The organism is Amycolatopsis sp. cmx-4-54 (assembly GCF_046548895.1).
Classification (GTDB): domain Bacteria; phylum Actinomycetota; class Actinomycetes; order Mycobacteriales; family Pseudonocardiaceae; genus Amycolatopsis.
Genome location: NZ_JAEBEJ010000001.1, coordinates 228,281 through 252,030 on the forward strand (window position 1 = coordinate 228,281; position 23,750 = coordinate 252,030).

Annotated in this window: 25 protein-coding genes, 3 tRNA genes and 1 pseudogene; 26 read left to right on the plus strand and 3 right to left on the minus strand. The window is 67.1% G+C overall.

Annotation, left to right across the window (positions count from 1 at the left end):
• Nucleotides 1-328 precede the first annotated feature (328 nt).
• From ACLJQ7_RS01060 to ACLJQ7_RS01075, 4 genes are all read left to right on the plus strand, one after another.
• Nucleotides 329-1,270, plus strand: coding sequence for a hypothetical protein (locus ACLJQ7_RS01060; RefSeq protein ID WP_410646192.1), 942 nt, complete (start codon nucleotides 329-331; stop codon nucleotides 1,268-1,270).
• 149 nt (nucleotides 1,271-1,419) lie between these two features.
• Complete coding sequence (gene ligA, locus ACLJQ7_RS01065; RefSeq protein WP_410646193.1) at nucleotides 1,420-3,471, plus strand: NAD-dependent DNA ligase LigA; 2,052 nt, start codon at nucleotides 1,420-1,422, stop codon at nucleotides 3,469-3,471.
• Nucleotides 3,472-3,521: 50 nt separating this feature from the next.
• Nucleotides 3,522-3,962 (plus strand): hypothetical protein, encoded by a 441-nt coding sequence (locus ACLJQ7_RS01070; protein WP_410646194.1) that lies wholly within the window; start codon nucleotides 3,522-3,524, stop codon nucleotides 3,960-3,962.
• Between the two features lie 341 nt (nucleotides 3,963-4,303).
• Entirely contained in the window at nucleotides 4,304-4,753 is a 450-nt protein-coding gene (locus ACLJQ7_RS01075; RefSeq protein ID WP_410646195.1) for a single-stranded DNA-binding protein, read from the plus strand.
• A 467-nt stretch (nucleotides 4,754-5,220) separates the two neighbouring features.
• Here ACLJQ7_RS01075 and ACLJQ7_RS01080 read toward each other — a convergent pair whose 3' ends face one another.
• Together ACLJQ7_RS01080 and ACLJQ7_RS01085 are read right to left on the minus strand one after the other, a co-directional pair.
• The gene (locus ACLJQ7_RS01080) at nucleotides 5,221-5,838 is read right to left on the minus strand and encodes a hypothetical protein (RefSeq protein WP_410646196.1); all 618 of its coding nucleotides are present in this window, start codon (nucleotides 5,836-5,838) and stop codon (nucleotides 5,221-5,223) included.
• Nucleotides 5,839-6,116: 278 nt separating this feature from the next.
• Nucleotides 6,117-6,434, minus strand: coding sequence for a DUF397 domain-containing protein (locus ACLJQ7_RS01085; RefSeq protein WP_410646197.1), 318 nt, complete (start codon nucleotides 6,432-6,434; stop codon nucleotides 6,117-6,119).
• A 416-nt stretch (nucleotides 6,435-6,850) separates the two neighbouring features.
• Here ACLJQ7_RS01085 and ACLJQ7_RS01090 point away from each other — a divergent pair, with 416 nt between their 5' ends.
• The 14 genes and pseudogenes from ACLJQ7_RS01090 (at nucleotide 6,851) to ACLJQ7_RS01155 (ending at nucleotide 17,441) form a co-directional block, all read left to right on the plus strand.
• Entirely contained in the window at nucleotides 6,851-8,002 is a 1,152-nt protein-coding gene (locus ACLJQ7_RS01090) for a DUF932 domain-containing protein (protein WP_410646198.1), read from the plus strand.
• Between the two features lie 299 nt (nucleotides 8,003-8,301).
• Nucleotides 8,302-8,541: a hypothetical protein gene (locus tag ACLJQ7_RS01095; RefSeq protein WP_410646199.1), complete on the plus strand. Its 240-nt coding sequence runs from the start codon at nucleotides 8,302-8,304 to the stop codon at nucleotides 8,539-8,541.
• Nucleotides 8,542-8,799: 258 nt separating this feature from the next.
• Nucleotides 8,800-9,603: a hypothetical protein gene (locus tag ACLJQ7_RS01100; protein ID WP_410646200.1), complete on the plus strand. Its 804-nt coding sequence runs from the start codon at nucleotides 8,800-8,802 to the stop codon at nucleotides 9,601-9,603.
• A 186-nt stretch (nucleotides 9,604-9,789) separates the two neighbouring features.
• Complete coding sequence (locus ACLJQ7_RS01105; protein ID WP_410646201.1) at nucleotides 9,790-10,284, plus strand: hypothetical protein; 495 nt, start codon at nucleotides 9,790-9,792, stop codon at nucleotides 10,282-10,284.
• A 486-nt stretch (nucleotides 10,285-10,770) separates the two neighbouring features.
• A pseudogene (locus ACLJQ7_RS01110) lies at nucleotides 10,771-10,947 on the plus strand (DUF4326 domain-containing protein); the annotation flags it as partial.
• A 344-nt stretch (nucleotides 10,948-11,291) separates the two neighbouring features.
• Nucleotides 11,292-11,621, plus strand: a complete 330-nt coding sequence (locus tag ACLJQ7_RS01115; RefSeq protein WP_410647016.1) for a hypothetical protein — start codon at nucleotides 11,292-11,294, stop codon at nucleotides 11,619-11,621.
• Nucleotides 11,622-11,668: 47 nt separating this feature from the next.
• The gene (locus ACLJQ7_RS01120) at nucleotides 11,669-12,178 is read left to right on the plus strand and encodes a hypothetical protein (protein ID WP_410646202.1); all 510 of its coding nucleotides are present in this window, start codon (nucleotides 11,669-11,671) and stop codon (nucleotides 12,176-12,178) included.
• Between the two features lie 566 nt (nucleotides 12,179-12,744).
• Nucleotides 12,745-12,984 (plus strand): hypothetical protein, encoded by a 240-nt coding sequence (locus tag ACLJQ7_RS01125; protein ID WP_410646203.1) that lies wholly within the window; start codon nucleotides 12,745-12,747, stop codon nucleotides 12,982-12,984.
• A 778-nt stretch (nucleotides 12,985-13,762) separates the two neighbouring features.
• The gene (locus tag ACLJQ7_RS01130) at nucleotides 13,763-14,476 is read left to right on the plus strand and encodes an AAA family ATPase (protein ID WP_410646204.1); all 714 of its coding nucleotides are present in this window, start codon (nucleotides 13,763-13,765) and stop codon (nucleotides 14,474-14,476) included.
• A 756-nt stretch (nucleotides 14,477-15,232) separates the two neighbouring features.
• Complete coding sequence (locus tag ACLJQ7_RS01135) at nucleotides 15,233-16,621, plus strand: TROVE domain-containing protein (RefSeq protein ID WP_410646205.1); 1,389 nt, start codon at nucleotides 15,233-15,235, stop codon at nucleotides 16,619-16,621.
• Between the two features lie 4 nt (nucleotides 16,622-16,625).
• Entirely contained in the window at nucleotides 16,626-16,844 is a 219-nt protein-coding gene (locus tag ACLJQ7_RS01140; RefSeq protein ID WP_410646206.1) for a hypothetical protein, read from the plus strand.
• Between the two features lie 159 nt (nucleotides 16,845-17,003).
• Nucleotides 17,004-17,075: transfer RNA gene (locus tag ACLJQ7_RS01145), tRNA-Val, on the plus strand.
• A gap of 28 nt (nucleotides 17,076-17,103) precedes the next feature.
• Nucleotides 17,104-17,177, plus strand: a tRNA-Val gene (locus ACLJQ7_RS01150).
• A 192-nt stretch (nucleotides 17,178-17,369) separates the two neighbouring features.
• Nucleotides 17,370-17,441 (plus strand) — tRNA-Cys (locus ACLJQ7_RS01155).
• A gap of 58 nt (nucleotides 17,442-17,499) precedes the next feature.
• Here the strand turns inward: ACLJQ7_RS01155 and ACLJQ7_RS01160 are convergent.
• A complete protein-coding gene (locus ACLJQ7_RS01160; RefSeq protein ID WP_410646207.1) occupies nucleotides 17,500-17,997 on the minus strand; it encodes a hypothetical protein in 498 nt (165 codons plus the stop codon).
• Nucleotides 17,998-18,405: 408 nt separating this feature from the next.
• Here ACLJQ7_RS01160 and ACLJQ7_RS01165 point away from each other — a divergent pair, with 408 nt between their 5' ends.
• The 8 genes from ACLJQ7_RS01165 to ACLJQ7_RS01200 all read left to right on the plus strand — a co-directional run bounded on the left by ACLJQ7_RS01165 (nucleotide 18,406) and on the right by ACLJQ7_RS01200 (nucleotide 23,467).
• On the plus strand, nucleotides 18,406-18,804 hold the full coding sequence (locus ACLJQ7_RS01165; RefSeq protein WP_410646208.1) for a hypothetical protein: 399 nt from the start codon (nucleotides 18,406-18,408) through the stop codon (nucleotides 18,802-18,804).
• A gap of 158 nt (nucleotides 18,805-18,962) precedes the next feature.
• Nucleotides 18,963-19,427, plus strand: a complete 465-nt coding sequence (locus ACLJQ7_RS01170) for a macro domain-containing protein (protein WP_410646209.1) — start codon at nucleotides 18,963-18,965, stop codon at nucleotides 19,425-19,427.
• 630 nt (nucleotides 19,428-20,057) lie between these two features.
• Nucleotides 20,058-20,657, plus strand: a complete 600-nt coding sequence (locus tag ACLJQ7_RS01175; RefSeq protein WP_410646210.1) for an HAD domain-containing protein — start codon at nucleotides 20,058-20,060, stop codon at nucleotides 20,655-20,657.
• A 265-nt stretch (nucleotides 20,658-20,922) separates the two neighbouring features.
• A complete protein-coding gene (locus ACLJQ7_RS01180) occupies nucleotides 20,923-21,117 on the plus strand; it encodes a hypothetical protein (RefSeq protein WP_410646211.1) in 195 nt (64 codons plus the stop codon).
• A gap of 77 nt (nucleotides 21,118-21,194) precedes the next feature.
• Nucleotides 21,195-21,917 (plus strand): hypothetical protein, encoded by a 723-nt coding sequence (locus ACLJQ7_RS01185; RefSeq protein WP_410646212.1) that lies wholly within the window; start codon nucleotides 21,195-21,197, stop codon nucleotides 21,915-21,917.
• 544 nt (nucleotides 21,918-22,461) lie between these two features.
• Complete coding sequence (locus tag ACLJQ7_RS01190) at nucleotides 22,462-22,695, plus strand: hypothetical protein (RefSeq protein ID WP_410646213.1); 234 nt, start codon at nucleotides 22,462-22,464, stop codon at nucleotides 22,693-22,695.
• 205 nt (nucleotides 22,696-22,900) lie between these two features.
• Nucleotides 22,901-23,125, plus strand: coding sequence for a hypothetical protein (locus ACLJQ7_RS01195; protein ID WP_410646214.1), 225 nt, complete (start codon nucleotides 22,901-22,903; stop codon nucleotides 23,123-23,125).
• A 117-nt stretch (nucleotides 23,126-23,242) separates the two neighbouring features.
• The gene (locus ACLJQ7_RS01200; protein WP_410646215.1) at nucleotides 23,243-23,467 is read left to right on the plus strand and encodes a hypothetical protein; all 225 of its coding nucleotides are present in this window, start codon (nucleotides 23,243-23,245) and stop codon (nucleotides 23,465-23,467) included.
• The last annotated feature ends 283 nt before the right edge of the window (nucleotides 23,468-23,750 follow it).

A 23,750-nucleotide genomic window follows, 5' to 3' on the forward strand; every position in this document is an offset into this window, starting at 1 on the left:
CCGGCCCTGCACCGCGTCAGTGATCCTGGCCGTGAGCATCGCTCGACGTCCCGCGCAGCCGTGGTCGTGGGCGCTTGTTCATGCCGAAGCGGGTTTTCAACCGATGTGATCGACATCGATTAAATCGCGCCTCGCAGCGTTGAGCCGAGGTTAGTGGTCGGTCGGCGATGCCCACTAGGAATCCCGCGTTCTGCCCCTGGAAGCGATTGCGGTACTCGGCGACCACAGCAGACGCGCAGGGGGCAGGCAAGAAAAGCGTTTGCCTGCCCCCTGCGCGCCCGCTGGTTGGACTTGCGTCCCACTTCACTTGCCCCAGAGGGAGAACTTCGTGAACCTTGCGAACGTCACCGCGCGTTGTTCCTTTTATGTTGCGGATGCGACTGCACGGTCGATCGGCGCCGCGCTTAACATCTGGGACTCCGTTGACGAGTTCGTGTACGACCGCTGCGGCCGATCCCTCGGGTGGCCGGAGCCGCCCGCCAGGTTGGAATACCGGCTGCGTAAGTACGCGCAGCGTCGCGGACTTCCTGTCCACGTCCCCGGTGCCCTGGCCGCGCGCTTGAATGACCGGCTCGACCCCGAGTTGTCGCGACCGACCGTGCATGCGGTGCTGCGGCTGCCGGAGTCAGCGACTCGCCGGATCCACCCGTGGTCGCCTGGAGCCGACTACATCGAGGTCACCACGGCGCGAACGTGGGTGCGTCGAGACGAGCAGAACGTCGACGAACTGCACATCGTCAACTACGTACCCGGCGACCTCGCGACCGGACATTCGCTTCAGACAGGTGCTCTGTCCGCAGACCAAGCGTTCTCATTCGCGGGCGCCGCACCTGATCACCCGCAACGGGCGTCGGCGGCCGACTGGAACGAGCAGCCCATCGACCAGGCACACCCCGCGTCGCGGTACCTGGACGAGGTGCAGTCGCTTCGTGATGAATTGCGGTCACGTCTTCTGCTGGAGGAGTACATCTACCGAACCTTGGTGCCCATCATGCAGGTCAGCTCTCTGCCGCAAGGCGGGTTTGAGGTCGGGCTTGAGTTGTCCGCCGGTCCCGAGGTCGCCGGGATCTCGCTGCTGGCCGGCGCGCTCTCCCGCTTCGCCCGCGGCCTCCGCGCCGAAACTGGCTGGGAGATCACTGCGGTCGGCTGGACCCCTGTTCCGTGCGCGGCGAACAGCCCGCGGCTGTTCCCCCTGTTTCCCGCGGCCTTGCAGAAGCTGGGCCTCTCCGACTCCTGGCCCTATCTCCCGGTGACATCCGAGACAGCGTGACTCGCGGCTGGTGACGCGCCCCTGCGACTGAAGCACGACGCGCCCGGCCCCCGATCCGGGGCGTCGGCTCAAACGCCGAGCCCCTCGGGGCCGGGCGCGTCGTGCTGTCCCGCATGGTCCACGTCACCACCAGCGAGGAGCACGTACTCATGGACTCCGTCCCCGCATCAGCGACCCCGTTCGACGGTCTTACCGAATTCGAGCAGGCCGTCGGGCGAGCACACGCCGCCGCGAAGGCCTACTTCGGTGGCGAGACACTGACCATGCCGGACGGCGACTACGACCACCTGATCGCACGCATCACCGCGAGCATGGAGGTGAATCCGCAGTGGGACGATCGCGGTGTCTCGACCGCGGTCGCCGCCGGTGCATCGGGCGGAGCGGTGCGGCACGAGACGCCGATGCTCAGCCTCGACAAGATCACCACCGCCGCCGAACTCGAGCAGTTCACGAACACGCTGAGCACGTGCACGGCGGTGGTCGAGGCCAAGTTCGACGGCATGGCCTGCCACGTCGACTACCGTGACGGCCGCTTGGTGCGCGCGGTGAGCCGCGGAGACGGCGCAGCAGGCGATGACATCACCCACCAGGTCACCCGTGAACCCGGCGTCGCCGGGCTGCCCGTGAGCCTCCCGAATGCGTGGAGCGGGTCGGTTCGCGGCGAGATCTTCATGACCAACGCCGACTTCGAGGCCGCCAACGACGCTCGTGTCGCCGCCGGCAAGGCGCCGTTTGTCAACCCGCGTAACGCGGTCGCCGGTTCGATCCGCAAGGTCGAACGTACTTACAGCGTGCCGATGAGCTTCGCCGCCTACGCCATCAGCGGTGACGGCCTCGAGGACGTCGACAGCCACCTGGAACGCATGGCCCACACCCGCTTGTCCGGGATCACCACCGCGACCATGCTCACAGCCGGGGCGCTTCCCGCGGGCACCCTGACCTACGGCCGCCGTGCCGAGGACCTGCAGCGTGCCGTCGACGCGCTCGAGAAGCTGCGGCCACGCCTCGGGTTCCCGGTCGACGGGGCCGTGATCAAGGCCGACTCGCGTGTTGTCCGCACCCGGATGGGCAGCCACAGCAGCGCGCCACGCTGGGCCGTGGCGTACAAGTGGGCCCCAGACACCGCCTACTCGATCCTGCGAGAGATCCATGTCTCCGTCGGCAGGACCGGCCGCGCCGGCTTCCGGGCGGTCATCGACCCGGTGACGGTGGCAGGGACCACGATCCGCTACGCGAGCCTGCACAACGTGGACTGGATCGCTCAGCAGGGGCTTGGTGTCGGTTCCCGCGTTGCGGTCGTCCGCGCGGGCGACGTGATTCCCAGGGTCACCGCGGCCGCTGGTGAGCAGCCGGAGGATGTGGTGCCCTGGATCCCGCCCGCCGGGTGCCCGCAATGCGATCAGCCCTGGGAACGCTCTGGGCAGCTCTGGCGCTGCACCACGCCGGCCTGTTCGCTGGTGTCCTTGCTGACCTACGCCGCCAGCCGCGACGTCCTCGACATCGACGGACTGGGGGAGGAGGTCGCGGCCGCGCTCGTGGAAGCCGACCTCGTCCGGGACCTAGCCGACCTGTACACGCTGACATCCGACCGGATCGCCGAGGCATCGTACGTGCGCCCCGGCACCACGGTCGGGCGCCGCATCGGCAGGACCACCGCGGCCAAACTGGTCGCCGGCATCGCCGCGGCGAAGGAACGACCACTGGCTCGACACATCACCTCGCTCGGGATCCGCGGGACCGGACGCCGTATGGGCCCCACGCTGGCTCAGCACTTCGGAACGCTCGACGCGCTGCGCGCTGCCACCACCGATGATCTCGCCGCAGTCAACGGCATCGGCACGGTGACCGCGTGCTGGATCAGCGCGGGCCTGCACGAAGCCGACGAAGTCATCGACCGGCTGATCGCTGTGGGCATCGCGACCGTCCACGACACCACACCGGCGGTGGCGGACGGATCGCTGGCGGGGAAGCGCGTCGTGATCACCGGAGCGATCCCGAACATGACGCGGACCCAGGCACAGGAAGCCGCCGAACGACTCGGTGCCACCGCGTCCGGCTCGGTCACGCCCAAGACGGACCTGCTCATCGTCGGAGCTGGCTCCTCGGCCCGCAGCAAGCTCGCCAAAGCGAACGAACTCGGGGTTCCCACGATGTCCGCTGAGGACTTTCTGGCCCTGCACGCCGCGGCTGTCACCTCGTAGCCAGCGCACGCCGGTTCACACCCACACTGCAACCACGGAAAGGGCATACCGTGCCGGGAATCAACCGCTCGATCTCGATGCAGTTCATCGTCCGCTCACTCGCACACGCCCCAGACCACGAGTCCTACGGCGAGAAGATCGCCCGCGAAACGGGGCTTCGGTCCGCCTCCGTCTACGGGGCACTCAACACTCTCACCAAACGAGGCTTCGCCCAGCGGACACGTGAGGAACGGGGCGCCTATGGCACGCCGCGTCGCTACGTTCAGCTCACCGCCGCCGGACTGGACCTGGCGAGGAAATGGAACGTGCTCAGTCTCGAAGCCACTGCGGCACAGCGATTGCGCTCGATCGCCGAAGCACTTGACCTTGCCCCAGGCAGCGCACTGCATCGAGCAGCCGATCAGCTCTCTGATTCGAGCTGGGCCGTGCCATCGTTCGACAGCGCGGCTGTGGTAGCCGCAGTCCTCGGTCCCGCAGGCCCTGATCAGTAGCGCTGGGGCTGAAACGGTGATCACCTCGTGCGGACGCCCGACCGGCACGATGCCCCGTCGCCGGATTGAGCCGGTCTCGGCGAAACACCCCGGTGTCCTTCCCAGACATCTCCCTGTCTCGCAACTACTGTCGTTGTTGCTGGCCGGTGGTGGAACGAGAACTCGCAGCACGTCAGCAGACCTGGCTGGGCGGGTCAAGGCAAACCGCTGACGCGGTCGTCGCAAGCGCCGAGCCTTGCACCTCGCCCGTCCCGGCCCGCTGCGGGACGCGTGTTCACGCACCACAACCACCGACCACACAGGACACCGACACGTGTCTTGATAGAATCAGGAGAGATCCCATGGCCGGAGACACCGTCATCACCGTGATCGGCAACCTCACGTCCGACCCGGAGCTGCGCTTCACTCCTTCCGGTGCGGCGGTCGCGAACTTCACTGTCGCGTCCACCCCGCGCACGCTGGACAAGCAGTCCGGTGAGTGGAAGGACGGCGAGGCCCTGTTCCTGCGCTGCAACATCTGGCGCCAGGCGGCCGAGAACGTCGCCGAGTCGCTGACGCGCGGCGCGCGTGTCGTCGTGCAGGGGCGCCTCAAGCAGCGGTCTTTCGAGACCAAGGAAGGCGAGAAGCGCACTGTCGTCGAGCTCGAGGTCGATGAGATCGGCCCGTCGCTGCGCTACGCCACCGCCAAGGTGAACAAGGTCAGCCGTGGCACCGGTGGCGGAGGCGGCACGTCCGGCGACCAGTGGGCCAACGACGCCACCTCGGCGCCTGCCGACGAACCTCCGTTCTGATTTCGCCGCGTGGCGCGGGGAACACCGCCGATCGCACCATCCCGCTGGATCTGGCTAACCTCGACTTCGCGATCCGGACGCTCCGGCCCCTGCGCGTCCGGCTCGACGCGCTCCTCGCCGGTGGCGAGCGCCCACCGCATGGTCGCGGCCCACGTCGCTGCCGACGCTGGGCCGGACATCATCGCGTCAGCACTGGCCGAACTGCGCATCACGGTTGTGCGCCTGCCACCCGGTCCGGATGCCGCAGACCTCGCCCTCCTGGCCCACGGCCGACGCTCCTGCGGCTCCTGGGACGCCGAGCCAAAGGGGGACGCCTTCGAGGCTGGGCTATCCGGACCTGCGCGCCTGATCAAGCCACGTGCCGACTCGACGGACAGGCGATCGGTGGGGCTAGTTGCAGGATTTTTGGTCACCGTCGGCCGGCTGTCGCTGGACGTCCTTGCGTCCCGCCGGGCGCAGTGATCGGCTCACCCGGCATTGAGCTGGAGGTCGGGGCGGTGCGGGTTCAGGGCCGCGAGCATGGTTCTGAAGCCAGCGACCGGCTGATCTTTCCGACGCATGCCGGTGGCGAGATCCAGATGAGACCAGTCACCGAATTCACCGTAGTCGCAGACCGTCAGGCTCATGGTGCCTGGTTCACACCAGTCGATTTCGTGAAAGACCCCGTGCGCTACCTCATTGACATCCGGGCTGCAATAAGTTGCTGGCGGCTCGAAGATAATGTCGGCCCGGTCCGTCTCTGGATCGACGTTCACCCGCCTGAATCGCAACTCTCTGTACGCGCCTCGCAGAATGTGGCCGCGAAGTAAATTCCAGCGGTGATTGTGGGGAATCTGTTCCTCGGCGCCGCCGCGAATGTCCGGGCGGAACCACACGTTGAGCTTAACTGTTGCCTCCACGCCCACCAGAAGCGTCAACTCCGACTTGGAGATTTCTCCGTCGAGATCAGGAATATTGAGCCAGTTGGCAGCGTCCACGAAGCGGGATCTGCTCAGCGTGCCAACGTGCGGAGGGAACTCGGCGACGCCGGCAGCAGTGCGCTCATACATCGCCTCTGTGAGCACGAGCCCCGGAATGGTCTCCACCGTAAACATCCTTTCCCTTCACTCGCAGTGATCGACTCTTTCACCGTAACGGGAACAGGGCTGTTGCGGCCGGTAGCTTCATCTTATTGACGATCAACTGTCCAGAAGGACAACGGGTGCGATGGAACGTGTCCACTCACAGGTTGCCGCAGAGTCTTGCCTGCGGTCTGTGCGTATCGGCTATAGGTCAACGACGTCAGGGATCGGGTGCTGCCCCACCGCAGCCGCGCGGGCAGACGGCTGGTCGAGCCGGAAAGGACGGTGTCCAACTCCGGCGATCATGCGGTGGCTGAGCCGCCATGCTCGCGGTGCCGCTCCATCACAGCTTCAGGATCGAAGTAGCCGGTGGAGGCCCGTGCCGCGAACAGCCTCCATTCCGTCGGGGTGTACGTCATGACCAAGTCCTCGTCAGTGTGGGGAGGGGTCCGCCGGACCGCGGTGTAGATGACGCCGTCCGTGTGCTGAACAAACGCCACCTCGACGACCTCGACGCCGTCTGCGACACCTTCGCCGCCTTGCCAGTGCGCGCCGGTCAGGTCGAGGTGGCCGAGGACGTCACCGTTCTTGCTGTAGATCGGTGCGGTGGTCCTGCGCATCGTCTGATCCTCACAATTCAGCTGGTCAATCGAGTCCGAAGGTATACCCGACGGCAGAAGCCGCAGCGTGATGCCCCGTTGGCGTGACCTGCCCGCCATCGCGGACTGACCCCGGCATGCTGATGCTCGCCCGCCGCCGGTGCGGCCGCGCACTCTGGACCACCGGCGCCCGGCTGCGCCCGATGCCCGCACGACCGCGCCGACCGGGTGAGACGCGCCTCGCTCTGCTCGGTCGCCTCCGGCGATCCCACCCCGGTCGGCCGACCGCGCCGGGCCCCGGCCGGTCCAGGCATCGGCGGCCCGGACGAGCGCCACGCCCACCGCCAACGAGGTGAGCAACAGCAACCAAGCCAGGCGCTGTCCGCCGGCGCTCGCCACACGCCGGTTCCCCACGACACCCGAAGGAGCACCACGCGATGACCACCGTGGAGTCCGTCCTCACCCGGCGCAACGCCACCCTGCGCGACATGGCCGAACTTCTGCAAAGCCAGCACGACTCCAAGCTCGACGTCGTCGTCCCTGCCCGTGACCTGCGCATGGTCGGTGGGCGCCTCGCGATCGACGGGATCGGCGAGCCGACGATCACCCTCGACGGCGTCACCTCGAGCACCGGAATCTTCGTGCCCACCGCCACCTGCGACGGCGGCTTCGCCGACAAGCTCGGCATCCCGGTGAAGTACCTGCGCCGGATGCGCGATACCGGGCACCTCGACCTGCTCGACCACAACATCAACGAATGGCTCGCCGAGGATCCGAACAAGCGGTTCCTCGCACGCAACCTCCGCGGGGTCGACGGTGCCCCCGGCATTTCCCGCGCCTTCCTGTCGGAGAACTACCGCTTCGTCGACAACCTCGATGTACTGATGGCCGTCCTCGAAGGAATCCGGCTGGCCGGCGTGCACGTGGACGTCTCCCAGTGCGACCTCACCGAAACCCGGATGTACGTCCAGATTCGATGCCCCGAGGTCTTCGCCTACGCCCCCGAACTGTTGCGCAATTACGTTAGCCCGTTCACCGGCCGCCGAGGCGCGGACAACCCGGTGGTGTTCGCCGGGTTCGTCTTCAGCAACTCCGAGGTCGGGCACGGCAGCTTCTCGATCACCCCGCGGATCACCGTTCAGGTCTGCAACAACGGCATGACCTTCACCCAGGACGCTATGCGCGAAGTGCACCTGGGCGGCAAACTCGCCGACGGCGTGGTCCGCTGGAGCGCCGACACCCAGGCGGCGGCCTTGGACGTGTTGATCAAGCAGGCCCGCGACGCGGTGAACACCTTTCTCAACCCGGACTTCGTACACGCCAAGATCGCCGAGGTGGAGGTCGACGCCGGCGTGCGGGTGCGTGACGTCGAGGCGACACTCGCGTACGTCGGCAAGCAGTTGCGGTTCACCGAAGCCGAGCGCAAGACGATCCTGGACCACTTCTTCGACGGCGGCGACCGTACCTCCGGCGGCGTGCTGCACGCGGTCACCAGTGCCGCGCAGACCATCGGCGACGCGGACCAGGCCTACGAGATGGAACGCCAGGGCATCCCGGCGATGCGGCACGCCGCCGCCTTCCAGCGCTGACCCCGCAGGGCGGCCGGGAACCACCCGGCCGCCCTGACTGGTTCCTCTCGGTGAGCGCGTCGCTATGCCCCGGCAGCCGGCGTCTTGGGCGTCGTTCGTGACTCGGCCGCACGAACTCGAGCACACCGCCGGAGAGGCACGCGGCGATGAACCCGGCCCTGCCCGCCCAGCAAGCCGCGCCTCACGGCAGCTGCCGATCCGGGCAGGGCCGGAACCCCCGCCGTCCTGCGGACCTCCCCGGCGCCGCGCGAGCACCGCGCTCGTCCACGTCACACCCGCTCCGCCCGAAGGACCCGCCGATGAGCATCCACTTCGACAGGCTCACCACCGACCACGTCACCGAGTGGGCACGAGGAACCCTCGAGGACTGGCTGGAGGGCTGGACCATGGCCGGAGGCGACGTCCCCATCGAATACCGGATGCGGCCACAAGGCGACGGCACCTGGATCTTCGAGCCGACGAGTTTCCCGCCCGACGGGTGGGAGAGGCCGACGCAACGCTTCGCCATCCAGATCACCGTCACCGAAACCCAGCCCTGAGAACCTCCAGCCCTGAGCAGTACCCCGGGCCGGTCGTCTTCCGCGCGCACCGGAGACGACCGGCCCCTTTCTCCCGACTCGAGTGATAGCGCGCAAGTCCTCCTCCGGCGCGCGTGGACCGGCCACGCCAGCAGCCCGGCGATGGCCGGTCCAGGCCCGGCGCCGCTGCGCGGTCGGCCTCGCCGAGCCTGGACCGGCCTTCTCGCCGTCCCGCTGCTCCGCCCTGGTCCACGCATCGCGCCGACCAGGAGGAAAACAGTGCGCATCACCATCTCCATTGACGACACCGTCCGTCGGGTTCTTGCCGAGTGCCGTATCGAGGAGAACCGCCTCTACCTGCCGGACCGGCAGCTCGACCGCAAGCTCTACAAAGGAGTCAACGCCGTTCTCGAAGCGTTGGGCGGAACCTGGAACCGCAGGGCCAAAGCACACCTGTTCACCAGCGATCCCAGGACAGCCATCGCGAACGCCGTCGCGGGTGGCGCTATCACCCCGCCGCCCAGAGTGACCGAGGGCTACTTCGCCACCCCGGCATGGCTCGCCGAGAAGATCGTCACCGAGTCCGACATCCCCGACCTCGAGGCCGGAGCCGAGTTACTGGAACCCTCCGCCGGTGACGGTGCGCTCGTGAGGGCGATCCTTGCGGCCAATCCTGGCGTCCGTGTCACGGCGGTCGAGCCCAATCTCGACCGCGTCGCCCAGCTGGGTGACGATCCCCGGCTGACGGTCGTCAACAGCACTCTGGAGGACTTCGCCGAATCCGCGCCGCGCCAGCATTTCGCGGCGGCGGTGATGAATCCGCCGTTCGCGCTGCCAGGACAGCCCACGATTTGGATCAGTCACGTTCTGACCGTCTGGACCATGCTCGCCGCAGAAGGCCAGCTGATCGCGATCGCCCCGAACGGCTTCACCTTCCGCCGCGACAAGAACCACGAGAACATCCGGCAGCTGATCGCCACCTACGGCGGCTACGAAGACCTGCCGGAGGACTCCTTCGCCGAGTCCGGCACCGGCGTGCGCACAGTGCTGCTTCACGCACATCGCACCGACATCACCGGGTAGCCGCGGGATTCAGGCTGTGACTCGTCGGCTCCAGTGCGGGTTTCGCGCGGACTGACGACGACAGCACTCCATTCCAGCCAGGGCAAGGGCGCTTCGCGCCGCTGACGCGGAAACCCTTGCCCTGGCTGGAATGCCCCGCTGGGCGTGTGTTCGTCCACGACACCAACATCAGCCCTGGAGAACACGATGTGTCACCCCGAAGCATCCTCTGATGTCCCGCGCCAGCAGACCATCACGGCTCGCCGGCGTCGCAGCTCCCGCCACGTTCCCCGCCTCGCGCTCGTTCCCGCGCTCGGCGCGTTCTATTTCGTCGCCGCGTGCGGCCTGGACACACCCGCGGAGCTCGGCGGTGACTACGACTACGTCGCGATCTGCAAGGATCCGCGAACTGGTGAGCGCGTCGACGACGACCAGTGCGCCAGCTCACCCGAGAACTTCGACGGCGCGCCTGACGGTTCCGGAGCGACGACGTCGCTGTGGTTCTACATGCCCGCCGGGGCCAACCACATAGCGCCGCCGGTCGGCCAGCGCATCGTCAGCACCGCAGGTAGCTACACGGCCCCGAAGTCCGCAACCGGCGTTGCCCCGTCCGTTCAGCGAGGCGGCGCCCCACGCGAAGGTGGCCCCATCACCCGCGGGGGATTCGGCAGTTCGGGCAAGTCCGGCAGCAGCGGTTCGTAAGCCGCAGCGCCGCCTCGTGGTCGACGCAAGGGGGCCCCTCTCGTGAACCAGCCGCACGGGACCCGCATCGCCGACGTCGCGTCTCGCGGGTAGGTGAACAACCCGCGAGGCGACGTCGCCGACGCGCCGAGGATGGACCTCGCCACCCCGAAACAGCCCTGCCACCGTTGTGAGATACGCCGGTGCAGCCAAGCGGCAAGCGCCAAGGCCTCCCGACGGCACTGCCCGGCTGATCCCTATTCCGGCGAATTCCCCTTCTTGCCGATGGTGCCCGAGGGCATAGATCCACGCTGACACCGATCAGACCGGCACCGGGTACGCGGCGATGAACCCGGCCCGGACAGCACGGGGCCGGAACCCTCGCCGCCCGCCGGCCTCGCTCCCGGTCCGATCCGCGGCTCGCAGATCGACAGCCGCTCGGCTGACCTCACCTGGCGAAGCCCTCGCCTGACGGGCGATCACGAGTCCGCAGGACAGGAGCACACCGTGGCCCACCCGCTGGTCGTCCACTGCAAACGTGACCGGTACCACGTCTACATCGGCCGGGGCGGCAAACGGGGAGACCTGTTCAAGATCGGCACCCACGGCACTCGCGAGCAGGTCATCGCCTGTTACGAACAATGGCTGCCCACGCAACCGCACCTGCTGGCCTCGCTCAGTGAGCTGAGCGGAAGACTCTGGGGTGCTGGCGCGCACCTTGAGCCTGTCACGGCGAAGTCCTGGTTCGGCTGGCCGCCCGCGTGCCGCGTCGCTCGGGAAGCGCACCGCACCCCGCTGGGGAGCGCGTCGCGTATCCGAGGCGCTCCTGACACGTCGGTCCCGGGCGGGCTGGTGACCAGGCCTGCCCGGTTCTGCGGGTCGTGCTGTGGCCCCGCGATGTCGGCAGATCCCGGCCGGGCTGTCCAAGCCAGGTCGCTTCGCGATCGGCTTCGCCGAACCTGGACAGCCCGGCCGGGATCTGCCCTGACCTCCTGGTCCACGCACAACGCGCCGAACAGGAGAAAGCCATGGGCTGGATCACTTCCGTCCGTCAGCCGGGCGAAAGCGACCGCACGCACTTCGAACGCGAACTGTTCGAATACTCGAACCACACGATCGTGCAGTCCGCGACCGTCGAGAACGTCTTCTACGCCGCCGTGCGCACGAAGGGCACCGGCAAGGTCTGGGCACTGGTGGTGCCCATGGTCAAAGCTGGCGGCGCCAAGTTCCGATACCGCGACCTGATGGAGACCGACGGACCCAGCGAGGCCAAGGCGCCCGCCGCAGTACTCAAAGCACTGAGCCCCACCACCGATGAGAAGGCGCTGCGCTGGCGAGAGCGGTGCCGGAAGCGTTGATGAGCGGAATCACCGGCGTTGCTCGGTGTCCGGGGTGCCGGGAGCCGGTGACGCTGCTGGATGACACCCGGTACGCCTACTGCCTCAACGACGACTGCTCGTGCGACGGAATTCCCGCCGGGGAAGTCTCCCTCCAGGACCAGCCGGGGCGCGGCATGCCGCGGCCGGTCCTGGAGGGCCTCCCCGTCCCGTGGCTGGCGCCCGTCATCGGCGACCGCGTCGCCTGGACCGCACTCAACGAACAGCGTGGGCTTGAGGCTCAACGATCGTGGCTGTGCCAGGTCTGCGGCGAGCCGCTGTCCGACGGCGACGCATGGGTCGCCGTCTCAGGCGGCGACGTCGCCGAAGGCGGTGCCATGGACAGACGATGCCTGAGGCTCGCACGGAAAGTATGCCCGGTGTTGAGTACCGACAAATCCTATGTGTACGTCGAAGTGCGTCGCGGCGATGAAGCCCGCGATTGGGCCACAGTGTTCGAGCGCCTGTCGGACTATGAGACCCAGCACGGAACGATTCCGGCCTTCGTCCGGTACTGGCCAGACGCCCGTGCCGAGTAATCCCGGAATTGTCCCGAGGCTCGAATTCGCGGTGTGTCCTGTTTGTCCAGCCGCGTTCCCGCGTCCAGTTCGCGGCGTCGTTGCGCGGATCCGGAAGTACTTCACGACCCGGTGAGTTACAGTGCGCGTCGAGCCTGGGCCTGCCGTCACGCTCAAGCCAGGCGTGCTCAGTTCTCGGGTTCGGCGCCACTGGTGCCGGTCAATTTGCCTGGATCGGCGACCGCGTAGAGCGGCACCATCACGCGACAGCGACTCTAGCGATGTCGAACCCGCTCTGACCGGCCCGCGTAACCTTCACACGTCGTCAGCTGGCGGCGGGTGCGGAAGCACACGTGTAGAGGGCTCGCTGTATTCAGCGGCGCAGCCCTCCAAACACGGGGGTACTAGGTTGGACCGAGTGTTCTGGCGGCAGCAGCTCTAGCGGGAAGAAGGACCATGGGTGTCTCGTCCGATGTCATCGTCCAGGACCCAGCGGGGATGCGAAGAAACTGTTCACACACGCTTGCGCAGCAGTCGGCCTGTCACCCGTTGCCCACCACCACGTGCACGATTTCGGAGCCGTGTGCATGCTGCAAGCAGCGCCGGGCCAAGGCGCCGAGGCATTAGTTGCGGTTCACTACGCCGCTGACGGTGGGCTGTATCCCGACACGGACAACGACGAAACAATGGGTCCAGACGGCTACGCACTGGTGACGTTCGGCATTGCCGGGAGCATTGACCACGAGACCGCTTGGCTGCGTCACCGCCGCATTGTCGTCGACCGGTTCGGGCCCTGGCTTACCGACCAAGAGCTGCGTTGGTCGTGACGATACAAGGATGGCCTCTGGGAGGCTGGTTTCCTTCGCCGCCGCAATGACACACCACCGGTTTAGTACCGAGCCGACACCAAGTTGAGGCCGGTCTGCTCCACGATCGCTGTCGACATGCTGGTGCATCCAGTCCCGACGAGAGTTCACGACCGCTACGCGATCGGACAACGTCCTAGGTAGCCCCGATGCTTCTTCACGTCGTGCGGGCTCGTCTGTGACACCCGCGGCGATCTTCTCGTAGGTGGCGCTGCGTGCAATCTCAGGCCTCGACGTCCCTGCCGATGTCGGCGCACGCCTTGGGCTGTGATCACGGACAGCACGCCTTAGCGCAGGCAAGAGACATCCTCGCGTCATCATCGGCGCCGAGATTCGCCTCCTCGACGACCACACCCGACATGCTCCAATCCACGGCGCTGCGGGCGTAATGGGTTGCCCGTAAGGACGCTGCCAACCGACAGCTCTGAAGAGGAGTTCCGCGCGCGTTCGGTCCGTTCCCGCGGACGACCGCAGCAGACGGTGCCAGGCGAAGGGCGCCGGGCTCGGCGACCTGCGTGAAGCCGATCAGACCATCGCCGGATGCGCGCGATGGCCCGGCCCCAAACCCGTGGGCCGGGCCATCGCGCCCCTGCGGGCCCGGCGACGGCCTGATGTTCGGCACGCAGATCACCCAGCACCCGAGCCGCGCTCGCCCGACGACATTCGTCAGACGGCGGCAGGCAGGGCGCGGTGACGTCGCTGCACCTCATCAGCTTCCTATCTGCGAAAGCGAGCCCTCATGCCTGCTTCCACCATCGTTGCCTCCGGCGGCCAGTACCGCTTCTTCGACGACTCCGTGCAGACCTACCCGCGGCTGCCGGTGGCGACCTACTCCATCCGTTTCAACCAGATGAGCGGACACAGCCTCCGTCAGGTCGCACCGCTCGCCCCCGGCGACGAAACCGTCTACGGCTCCCACGCTCGACGGGTGGACCGCATCATCCGCGGCTACGAGCGCATGAACCGTTCTGTGGGCGCGATCCTGTCGGGAGACAAAGGAATGGGCAAATCGCTTATGCTCCGGATGCTCGCCGAAAAGGCCCGCGATCAGCTGAAGCTGCCCACGATTCTCGTGCAGGAGTCGACACCAGGCCTGGCGTCCTTTTTGGACGAACTTGGCGAGGTGGCCGTCATTTTCGATGAGTTCGAAAAAATCTTCACGCTCAGCGGCGATGACGAAATGTCCCAGACCCAGTTCCTTAGCCTGTTCGACGGGCTGAGCACCACCAAGCGTCTCTACATCCTCTCGGTCAACAACCTCAGCCTGGTCAACGAGTTCATGCTCAACAGGCCCGGACGTTTCCACTACCACCTCAGGTTCGCCTACCCCGAACCCGAGACCGTCGCCACCTACCTGCGCGACCAGGTTCCGGGCATCTCACAGGCCCAGATCGAGGAAGTTGTCGAATTCACCCGCAAGTACGATCGCCATCTCGCGGATCGTGGGGACTGATCTCCTTGACCGTAGCGGTGAAGGCATGACCGTCGCGCCAGGCTACGACCGGCGCGCCCTCCTCGATGGGGCTGCCTTCGGGGTCTGTGATCATTTGAGTCCCTCCGCCGGTTCATGGATGTCGACTAGCTGGCATCCGCGCTGACAAGGCCCTGTCGCGCGGCTCTCCTCGTGGCGGCCTGGATGTGGACGCCGGACGGCAGCAGACCGGAAACAGGCACGTCGGCGATGAACCCGCGCCCGGCCACCTGGGTGAGACAAGCCCCTCCGGGGTCGCCTGCGGCGATCACACACCAGGTGACCGAGCCGGAACCCCCGCCGATCCGCGCGAGCGCGGACCTGTCCCACGGCCTGCTGGGCTGCGCCCGTCCACACGCCAGACCACCGACAAGGAAGGCCGGCGGCGACGGACCGGATGCGGTAGCCCCCCTCCCGCAACCCGGTTCGCTCAACGAAGGCCGCGGTCTCGTGTGGACACGCAACTCCCGTTGCGAAGCCCAACGGTTACTTCTACCGCAATGGAATCCAACACCGTAGGGCGCCTTAATCTCGGGAGTCGCGCACATGGTCAGGCGAGGCCCGCTGCGAAGGTGAGGGTTCCTTCACGCAGTGGAGCAGGTTACGGGTTCGAGTCCCGTCCAGGCTGCGGTCTGGTAGCTCAATCGGCAGAGCAGCTCCTAAAAAGCACCTTCACCGCTGTGATCTCGGGCCTCGCCTGAACCCTTGCGTCGGCTTCCTCGACACGAGAGAGCCGACATGTCGAAGTTCAACACGCGCAGCGCCCGACCCGCCGCGACCTCGCCCGTCTTCTCCGAGACGACCCCGAGCGGCCTGACCCACGAAGGCGCCGCCGGCTACGCCCGCGACGTCCAGTCCGAACTGTTCCTGCTCGCGGTCAGCAACATGGTGGGGGAGCACACTTTCTACGAGAACGCCGACAACAGGGACACCCGCTACGCGGAACTCGTCCGGGAAGCCGCGGTGAACTATCCAGACTGGACCGCCCGGTTCCTGCGCTGGCTGCGGCACGAGGCGAACATGCGCACCGCGTCCCTCGTCGGTGCGGCGGAATTCGTCAAGGCGCGCCTGGACCACGGCGAAAGCTGCGAGTCTGTCACCAACCGGTCGGTCATCTTCTCGGTGCTGCGGCGCGCGGACGAACCCGGAGAGATGCTCGCGTACTGGGCCGAGATGTACAGCCGAGCCTTCCCGATGCCGGTCAAGCGTGGTGTCGCCGACGCCATCCTGCGCCTGGGCACCGAATTCAACTACGTCAAGTGGGATTCCGAAGGCCGCGGATACCGGTTCGCCGACCTGCTGAACCTCACCCACCCCGGCGACCGCAAGGGCAGCGCCCAGCACATCCGCGGCGACCTGCAGCACTCCCTGTTCGACTACATCGTCAAAAAGCGCTACCAGTCCGGTCTCCCGGTTCCGGAGACCCTTCCGCTGCTGACCCGCCGCCAGGCGCTGCTCGATCTGCCCGTCGACGAACGACACACGGCCTTGGACGACCCGAGCCGGTTGCGCGCGGCCGGGATGACCTGGGAGTCGCTGGCCGGTTGGCTACAAGGGCCGATGGACGCGGCAGCATGGGAGGCGATCATCCCCTCGATGGGGCTGATGGCACTCGTCCGGAACCTGCGCAACTTCGACAACTCGGGCGTCTCCGACGACGTCGCCGCACAGGTCGCGAACCGGATCGCTGACCCCGAGCAGGTCACGGGTGCGAAGCTGTTCCCGATGCAGTTCCTGTCCGCATACCGCTCGGCGCCGTCGCTGCGCTGGGCCTGGGCCCTCGAGCAGGCGATCACCCACTCCCTGGCCAACGTTCCGCGGCTGGAGGGCAACACGCTCGTCCTGATCGACACCTCCGGCTCGATGGCGGACAGGTTCAGCAAGGACGGCAGCCTCGCCCGGTGGGACGCCGCCGCGGTCTTCGGGCTCGCTCTCGGCAGCCGCTGCGCCAACGCGGACGTCGTGTCGTTCTCCGGCGGCTCCTGGAGTGCCCACTCCCAAGGTCTTCGACCTACGCGAGGACGAGTCGCTGCTGAAGGCCGTCGACCGCTGGGTGTCCGGCGGGTTCTTCCTCAACGGCGGAACCGACACCGAAGGCGCAGTGCGCACACATTTCCGAGGCCATGACCGGGTGGTGATCCTGACCGACGAGCAGGCCGCTTACGGCGGCGATGTCGGCCGGATGCTTCCGGCGGCGACGCCGCTCTACACCTGGAACCTCGCGGGGTACCGCTACGGCCACGCACCCAGCGGCGGCCGCCACCGGCACACCTTCGCCGGCCTGACCGATCAAGGGTTCGCGATGATCCCGCTACTGGAAGCGGGCCACGCCGCGAGGTGGCCGTTCTGACCTCGCACAAAGACCCGGGGCTGCCAGGAGACTGGCAGCCCCGCCCGGGCACGGCCGGGGAATGGGGGACGCGCTGGTGCGCAGACGATCCTCGCACGATCATCCTGGAGGGTTCGATCCCCTCGTTCTCCACCACACCACCGCAGGATCGGTGGCCTAGCGCGTGTGGCTCAGCGGCGACAGAGCCTCGCCCACACCGGGGAGCCCCAGGTTCGAGTCCTGGCACGCGCACAGCACTGTCACCCGCTGGTGGCAGTGCCGTCCTGTAGCTCAGTCCGGCAGAGCGTCCGCCCGACACGCGGAAGGTCCCAGGTTCGAGTTCTGGCGGGGCGACTGTGACCGAAGCCGAAGCAGACGAGGCCCTGGATTGTGGCTCCAGGCGAAGCCGGTGCGAGTCCGGTCGGTCACCCCACATCAGCCACGGACACTCGTGGCTACGCGCGCGGTTCGGTAACCAGCTGGGCCTCATAACCCCGGCCGACGTGGGTCAGCACCACGGCGCGCGACCAGCTCATCCGTACGCTCGGCCCGTACCACGACGGTCGTGAGGCGGTCTGCAAAGCCGTCGTCCACCGGGTTCGACTCCCGGACGGGTCTCACCGCGATGTCTGCTCCGCTGTGTCAGCCACCGTCCTCGCCACAGCGACCATCCGGCTCACCCCAGCAGGCCGAGAGTGCCTGCTCGCGTGTAGAGCCTCTTGATCACTGGTGCCAGGAACTCGGCACCCTCATGGGCGCGAGTACTGCGCAGCAGTGCCAGTGCGTTGTCCAGTGACGCATCGAAGGCCGCTCCCCGACGAGGAGCAGGCCCGTGGATCCGTTCTACGAACGTCGCCAGCTGGAGCGGATAGTTCAACCTGCGGTGCAGCATGCCCCACCTGCTCGCGGCGTCACAGGGGGATTCCGGAGACTCCAGCCAACCGGCGAGGAACTCGCCGAGACGCCCGCAGCTCTGGTCGTCCCAGAACGCCGTCAGATGACAAGTGCGGTACGTAGCCGGCGTATCAGCGTCCCCGCCGGCCGGTGTCAGGTAGTCGCCGAACCGGGGGTGACCGTCGCGCTGGGCTGCGGCGAAGGCCTCGAGGTAGGTCTGTGGCTGGGCGCCCACGGACGCCATGAAGGTGTCGAATGACTGTCGATTCTCGGAATTCATCTCGTTCCTCACGCGTATTGGTGGCGTCGAACCAGCCCCGCTACTACGGGGAACGAGCGGCCACCAGTCTACGACAGCCTCGGATGAGCCTCGCGCTGTGTACCCGCCAGCCAGGCTTGAGACGTCAACTTGGCCAAGCTGCGGAAGGGCCAGAAGACGGATCCGCTCCGGGATCTCGTCTCGTGGTCCGCCCGGCAGCGAGCCGGGCCAGCGGTCGCGCGGCGGCCTGGTCCTCGCTGTCGCGGTGCTGAGCCGGAGGACAAGCCGATGCCAGCGGAACCGCGTGTGGTGCTTCAAGGGCGCCTTCGGCGTCGCGCGCGATGGGCCTTCGGCCCACCCTTTCCACGCCACACGCGGTTTCGCTCGGGCCACGCTCGTCCCCGAGCATCACCCCGAACAGGAGAACCCATGTCGATCACCTGCGGAAACCGTGCTGGCCATGATGATGGGAAACCCGCCATCCACGCGACGATCGACGCCGTCCGCGCCTGCTGCACCGCCGGGCTGGTCTGGGCCTGTGACTGGCTCCTGGCCCGCACCCACCCCGAAGACGGCGAAACCTACACGGTGGAATGCGGCGGCCTGTCCTGGCACCTGCCCGATGGCCGCGGCACCACCTGCGAGTTCGGCCACTCACACATTTACGCCGAAGTTCGTCAAGACGAACGCTGGGACTACGCAGAAGACGATGAGGAAGCGAAACGTCTCGCCCGCCTAGGCGTGGCGCCCTTCACGATGGACGGGAAGCCGTTCGACATCGACTCGGACGCGCTCCTGTACCCGGCCGGGTTGACTTCTGCCCTCTAAACCGGATAGGCGCCGATGGCCGCTCGTGTCCACAATGGACGCGAGTGGTCACCTTCGCATCTTCCTGCAAGGGCACCGAGCGGAACCTGCCCACTCCGGCCACCTGCGGCACCCGGCCATGGCACCGAGGAAGCCCTGAATTCTGAAAGGATCAGCTCATGCCCTTGGAGTACGTGACCGGTGACGCGACCCGCCCTGGCGCACCGGGAAACAAGGTAATCGGGCACGTCTGCAACGACCGCGGCGGATGGGGACGGGGCTTCGTCCTCGCGGTGTCACGACGATGGCCGCAGCCCGAACACCACTACCGGCAATGGAGCCGAACGTCCGGCTTTGAGCTCGGCGCGGTGCAGCTGGTGCAGGTCGAGACGGACACCTGGGTCGCGAACCTCGTCGCCCAGCACGGCTACCGCACCCGCGAGAACCCTGTGCCGCTGCGCTACGAAGCGCTCGACACCTGCCTGGCCACTCTCGCCGACCACGTGGTCGAACTCGACGCAACCGTGCACCTGCCTCGGATCGGGACCGGTCTCGCCGGCGGTAGCTGGGACAAGATCGCCACTCTCCTCGACCGGCAGCTCACCGCTCGCGAGATCTCCACCACCATCTACGACCTCCCATAGCACCGTTTGAATCTCAGGCCGCCTGCCTGCCATCTCGTCCCAGCTGAACGATTGACCGGCATCCGGCGGCACCAGGCCCGGCTGGCCTCACTCGCAGCTGCCGCGCGGCTTGCTCGCCACACTTCAGCGCAGAGGCGGAACGGGTGACACCAGCACGGAGGACGGGGATTCGCGGCAAGAGCCGCACGCCCGCGCCGTCCGGGTGAGACGAAGCCTCGCTGCGCTCGGTCGCGCTGACGCGCGATCCCACCCCGGACGGCCCGGGCGCGCGGCTCTTGCCCGCCCTGCGGTCCCCATCCACCGTGCTCCGGCGCGCTCGTCCCATCTCCAGCGCGACCGAAGTGGACAGACGCCGTGAGCCACACACACACACATCGACAAGTGTTTTTAGCCAAGCCTGAAATGCACGTTGTCACCGCACACGCACACCTGGCGGTGCGTACCGCAGGACTGCCCGAAGTACCAGCACAAACACAAAAGCAACTTCTACCAGGCTGTCCTGAAGTGCCGGAAAGGGCTCGTAGCCGTCACGACCTGATCCGGCCAGCGGCCATGGCGTCCCTGCCAGGGGACGCCATGGTCGCCCACCAGCGACAGCGTGCTCAGCACTGCAACGAATCGGAGGACACGATGAACCACACGGGCCTGCTGCTGATCGACGTCGACGGCCCCCTCAACCCCTACGCGGCACCGCGGCACCGCCGCCCGCGGGGGTTCGAGACCTTCCGGTACACCTCCAGTGGCGGCTGGTTCTCCGGACGGCAGACCAGAAAACACCGAGGGATGCGCGTGTGGCTCAACCCGGCACACGGGACCGCCTTACTCGACCTGGCCGCCGACACCGGTCTCCAGCTGATGTGGTGCACCACCTGGCAGCACGAAGCCAACACCCACATCGGACCGGCGATCGGGTTGCCACGGCTACCGGTGATCGAGTTTCCAGAGGAAGACGTTCTCTCCGATGGCGCCGGTGCGCAGGGCTGGCGCCGCGACGGCAACTGGAAATGGGCCACGGTCGCGCGCTACGCGGCGGGTCGGCCTCTGGCATGGCTTGATGACGACCACGACGACCCGGCGTTCGCGGCCGCGCGAGCCGACTTCGACAAGCAGCGCCTCGCGACACCGACTCTCCTGAGCCACGTCGATCCACGCACCGGCATCCAGTCAGATCATCTCGACCGGATCCGCACCTGGGCTTCGGCGCTCGGGACACCCGCGCGGCACTTCTGATCGCCCGGGTGCGGACCCGGTCTACGCCAGCAGACGCCGTCACCGCCGTCCAGGCCCGCACCGCCGCGCGGCTGCGAACATCTTGCCTGGACGGCGGTGACGGTCGCCCGCTCCGGGGACCTGGTCCACGCACCTCTCGACGATCAGGAACACCGGCATGGCGGAATCGCTGAACCGAATCGACCCACACGACTGCGGCTGTACCGACTGCCTCACCGGATACAGCAGACCCCTGAATCAACGGAGCGACGTCACACAGTTCCGCATGTTGCTCAACGGCCAAGTCACCGACGGCACGGGCACCGAACGCGGGGCGTGGATGCGAGAAGCCGCCCGGGTGTGCCCGCAGGCACTCGCCGAGTTCGTCGCTGCCGAGTTCGCCGCCGGCCGCCTGCTCTCCCGCGCCCTGCTGCAGGAACGCCTCACCAACCGCGTCCTGGGCAGCTTGCTCGACCTCTGACACCGGCACCCCGCACCGCCAGACGCCCGACCGTTGGCCGGGTGTCTGGCGGTGCCGAACCTTGAAGGCAGCAGCTGATGAGCGACACCCGCATCACCCTGATCGTCCATTCATGCCCGCCGTATCGCGTCCGTGCCGTCGCCGCGGTACTCCGCGCCCGCGGGCTCACCGACGACGACCCCGACTCCCGCCAGACTCTTCACCTCGGTGAGGCCTACATGTCTTCCGATCTCGTGGGGCGTGACGTAGCCGTCCTGATCGACGACCTGACCCAGGTGGCACCGGAAGCGGCGTTCACCGTGTACGAGGACGCGACCGACGAATGGCTCGGCACCGTCGATCGCGTCGTGCCACCGCTCGGGCGGTTCACCGCGGCAACCGACCATGACGGCAACGCGGTGTTCACCGTCGACGAGATCCTCGAACTCGACCAACTCTCGTCCGGCGAACGGCAAGCCCGTCTCGGCATCCCCTGGGCGAACGCGATCGCCACCATGCGCGAGGGCGCCATGGCCGAGCCGACACCCCACGAAACCGAGTGGACACCTGTCGACGGCAGGGTGGTCGTACTGGCCGCAGGACAGGACGGAGCCGATCTTCTCATTGACCCGAGTTGTCCGGCCACAGTGGACGACCACGGCAACCTGGAGACCGCCACAGCGGCCGATGCAGCACTCGGCGACGCAGGGTTCCTGCGCGCGAACCCGTGGGAACCGCTGAACCTGACGTGTCGAAAATGGGGCACCGCCGTCTACCGGATGCCTGACAGCGCCGCGGCCGGCAGCGAACGAAACACCTGACCCACGAGCCTCAACCGACAGCAGCCCAGAGGCGCCGGACCCCGCAACGATCCGCCTTCAGCACGCAAACTACTCGCGACGCGCATGGCACCTGGGTTCCGCAGACTCACAACTTCATGACCTGAGAGCAGTTGCCGACGGCCAGACCGACTCCGCGTCCGACTGGCCGACCACAGCGGTCCAGGCTGGACTCCCGTTGACACGCGACGCGCACGCAGCGGTTGCTGCTCCCCGTGTTGAGGGCTCACCGACGCTGACCGACGTCCGCGGCTGCGCCCGAAGCGCCGCACGCCCGGCCGACCGGGCGAGACGAAGCCTCGCTGCGCTCGGTCGCGCTGACGCGCGATCCCACCCGGTCGGCCGAGCACGACACCCCGGCCGGTCCGCGATCGCCGGTCCTGCTGGCTCCGCCCCCAACACCGGGGGCGCACCACCACAAGGTGCTCAGCGACACGTCAACGGGAGCCCAAGCCAGATGAGAACCCTCGGGGAAGTCGCAAAAGACGCCGCCAAGAAGGCGGGTAAGAAGGCCGTGGACGCGGCCGTGAAGAAGCCCGCCAAGAAGGCGGCCAAGGCGGCGGCCACCACGGTAACCACGACGGCGAAGCGCGGATACACGGCAGCCGTCAAGCCCAAGGCCGTGATCAGCACCAACGAGCAGGTGAAAGCCGCTCACTGCGGCGGCTGCAAGAAGCCGCTCGACGGCCGGAAGCACAACAAGTCGGCATGTTTGAAAGCCGAGGCCAGGCAGATGTTCCGCGAAAACGGAATCGACTAACTGAGTCGTCGGCGAACTCCTCAGCTACACCGTCGAGTCTGTCCCTTTAGGACAGTACTCGACGGTGTAGCTGCCGGTCGCAAACAGTTCTCTGCCAGTGCTAGGCGTTCAGCCACAGCACTTACATCGAGCTCCGCTGAGCCTGCTTGCCACAGTCTTTCTCTCTCGCAGGCCGCACACCTCATTCATAGGAAGGGAATTCCCTGTGCCGAAGGGTTATTTCGGGTGGCTCATCAAGGGTGATAGCCGGGAAGAGCGCGGCCATGCCGCCACTCCTGCGGCGGCATGGGAAGCCGCAGGAAAGCGAGCCCCGGGCCACTTCACCAACCAGCACGGCCTGATCTCGATCTCCGTGGACGGCGAGACCATCTCCGTCAGCCGAGCCGACTACCAGAAGAAGATCAGCAACCTGGTGGCGCAGCACGGATAGGTCTCAACACGCCTCTGGACACGCCTCTGGGCCCGCACCGAGTCGTCAGTGCGGGCCCAGAGGTTTCTCACAGCGCCCCACAACCACGTACCTACTGCGACAAAGGAGAACCCGACGGTGCGCAACATCGACGACCTCGTGCGGAAGGCCACGATGTTCCTCGGCTACCGGCCGCGCCGCAAGGACGAAATCCTCGAGCGCGCCATCCGCCGCATCCAAGACCTGTACACAAAGGACCACCTCACCGCCGCAGCGATCGCCAAACTGCTCGGTAGCGACTACCCCGAGAGCTCACCGATGCGGCGGGAAGACTTCATCCAGTTCGTGATCGACCGCACCTGAACGCAAGCTGCTGAACGCTGCCACGTCGGCCCGCACTGGCGTGGCGGCGCCGCTTCACATCTTGGGCGCCTCGTCGATCCACCTGAATGAGCGCGCGAGGGCTTCCAACCCCGCTACCGGCGTCCAGTCTCATTCTCCGGAGTCCGGCAACCACTACCTGATGGACGGGTAGGACACGGCACAACCCGCCGAAAGGGACATGTCAGCTCGTGTACCGCGAGTGCTGACCCTCGTATCCGGGCGGTTCGTGCTGCTGCGCTTGCCAGTCAGCTGTCGCGAGCGT